General features: G+C 71.6%; 3 protein-coding genes (1 of these 3 cut by a window edge). 1 reads left to right on the forward strand and 2 read right to left on the reverse strand.

Going from position 1 to position 2,502, the window contains the following annotated elements; all coding sequences use genetic code 11:
• Together AC1MIR_RS24750 and AC1MIR_RS24755 are read right to left on the reverse strand one after the other, a co-directional pair.
• Positions 1–56: the 5' portion of an ABC transporter substrate-binding protein gene (locus AC1MIR_RS24750; RefSeq protein WP_480030838.1), read on the reverse strand. 1,297 nt of this gene lie to the left of the window's left edge; 56 of the gene's 1,353 nt are visible here — the first part of the coding sequence; its start codon is at positions 54–56; its stop codon lies beyond the left edge, outside the window.
• A 29-nt stretch (positions 57–85) separates the two neighbouring features.
• Positions 86–1,126, reverse strand: coding sequence for an ABC transporter ATP-binding protein (locus AC1MIR_RS24755; RefSeq protein ID WP_480030839.1), 1,041 nt, complete (start codon positions 1,124–1,126; stop codon positions 86–88).
• 166 nt (positions 1,127–1,292) lie between these two features.
• Between AC1MIR_RS24755 and AC1MIR_RS24760 the strand changes: the two genes are divergently transcribed.
• Positions 1,293–2,459, forward strand: coding sequence for a multidrug effflux MFS transporter (locus AC1MIR_RS24760; protein ID WP_480030840.1), 1,167 nt, complete (start codon positions 1,293–1,295; stop codon positions 2,457–2,459).
• Positions 2,460–2,502 lie beyond the last annotated feature (43 nt).

The following is a 2,502-nucleotide window of genomic DNA, read 5'->3' on the forward strand; positions in this document are numbered from 1 at the left end:
GCGATGGCGGCGCCGCCGAGCGCGAGCGCCGAGCGACGGGTGATGATGTGGGTCATGGCTTGGCTTCCTCCTCCTCAGTTCGTTGTCACAGCCGCCGGCCGTCGGCGCCGAACAGGTGCACCAGGGACAGGTCGGGTTGGACGCGCAGCGTATCGCCTGCCTTGCCCTGGATCCGCTCGCGGAATGCGCCGATCAGCGGCGTGTCGCCGATGCGGAGCATGACCTGGGTCTCCGACCCCGTCGGCTCGATCACCGATATCGTCGCTGGCAATCCGTCATCCGAGAGCATCAGGTGCTCGGGGCGGATGCCGTACGTGACGGCGCCGCCCGGCGCGCCCGGCGGCAGCGGCAACAGCGCGCCGCCTTCCGCACGGAAGCCCTCCGCCGTCGTCGTGCCTGCCAGCAGGTTCATCGCGGGGCTGCCGATGAAGCCGGCGACGAAGGTATTGGCAGGCTTGTCGTAGAGCGCCAGCGGCGCGCCGGCCTGCTCGATGCGGCCGGCGTTCATGACCACGATCTGGTCGGCCATGGTCATAGCCTCGATCTGGTCGTGCGTCACGTAGATCGTGGTGGTCGCGAGCCGCTGCTGCAATTCGCGGATTTCCGACCGCATCTGGACGCGCAGCTTGGCATCCAGGTTGGACAGCGGCTCGTCGAACAGGAAGACCTGCGGGTGGCGCACGATGGCGCGCCCCATCGCCACGCGCTGGCGCTGGCCGCCGGATAGCTGCCGTGGGTAGCGATCGAGCAGCGCATCGAGGCCGAGGATCTTCGCCGCGCGCTGGACCTCCTCCTCCATCACGTCGCGCGGCGCCTTCGCCAGCTTCATCGAGAAGGCCATGTTCTCCCGCACGGTCATGTGCGGGTAGAGCGCGTAGTTCTGGAACACCATCGCGATGTCGCGATCCTTCGGCGGCACCTTGTTCACGACGCGGCCGCCGATGGCGATCTCGCCGCCGGTGATGTTCTCGAGGCCCGCGATCATGCGCAGCAGCGTGGATTTGCCGCAGCCCGAGGGGCCGACCAGCACGACGAATTCGCCATCGGCGATCTCGACATCCACGCCGTGCAGGATCCTGGTGCTGCCGAAGGACTTCTGGGCCTGCCGCACCGAGACGCTCGCCATACGCTCCCTCCCACGCGCCTCACTCGCGGAGGCTACGTCGGAGCGCAGGCTAGACAGGCCTGCTCATGAGCGCAACCGCGGATAGCACGGCTGCGGAACGGCGCGGCGCTGGACGCCCAAGCGGCGTCGCGCTACGCGATCGGCGCACCACAACCGACGGATGCGCATGCCGGAGGGCTATCGGCGGCTTGCCGCCCTGCTCGGCGCGTTGACGGCCCTCGGGCCGCTCGGCGTGGATCTCTATCTCCCGGCCTTCCCGGCGATGGAGGCATCGCTCGCGGCGTCGCCGGCGGCGATCCAGCGCACCCTCGCCGCCTTCCTGATCGGCATCGCGGCGGGGCAGCTCGTCTTCGGCCCGCTGTCGGACCGTGTCGGCCGGCGCCTGCCGATCTTCGGCGGACTGGCGCTGTTCGCCGCCGCCTCGATCGGCTGCGCGCTCGCCGCTTCGGCCGAGGCGTTGCTCTGGCTGCGCCTGCTGCAGGCGATCGGCGGCTGCGCGGGCATGGTGATCGCGCGGGCGGTGGTGCGCGACCTCTGCGACGATCGCGGCGCGGTGCGCATGATGGCGGCGCTGATGCTAGTGATGGGCGCGGCGCCGATCCTGGCGCCGATGCTCGGCAGCTTCCTGCTGGCGCTCGCCGGCTGGCGCGCGCTGTTCTGGGCGCTCGGCATCTACGGGATGCTGGCGCTCCTGCTGGTGTGGATCGCGCTGCCGGAAAGCCTGCCGCCCGAGCGGCGGCGGCGCGACGGGCCGGCCCAGGTGGTCGCCGTCTACCTGCAGATCCTGCGCGACCGGCGCTTCCTGGCGCATGCGCTGGCCGGCGCCGTGCCGATGCTCGGCCTCTTCGCCTATCTCGTCGGCTCGCCGCAGGCGCTGATGGGCACGCATGGGCTGAGCCCGACGCAATACGGCATCGCCTTCGGCTCCAACGCCTTCGGCCTGATCCTGGCCAGCCAGGTGATCTCGCGCCTGGTGCGACGCCATCCGCCGCAGCGCCTGCTGGTCGGCGCGCTCGCGGCCTGCGCCGCCGCGGCGGCGCTGGTGCCGCTTGCCGTTGGGCTGGGCACGCTCTGGGCGCTGCTCGGCACGCTGTTCCTGTTCATGTCGCTGATGGGTGCGGTGCTGCCGCTGGCCTCTGCGCTGGCGATGGCGCCGATGGGGCGCTTCGCCGGCAGCGCCTCGGCGGTGATCGGCACGATCCAGTTCGGCGGCGGCGCGGTGATGGGCGTGCTGCTGGGCGCGCTCGGCACCGCCACGCCCTGGCCGATGGCGCTTGCCGTCGCGCTGGCCGGCGCGGGCGGGCTGCTCGCCCACCTCGCGCTGCGGGGCTAGAGCAGCGCCCGTGGAACCGCTCCGCGGTTCCGCCGAACGGGCA

This window comes from Falsiroseomonas sp. RANM36 (assembly GCF_056682175.1).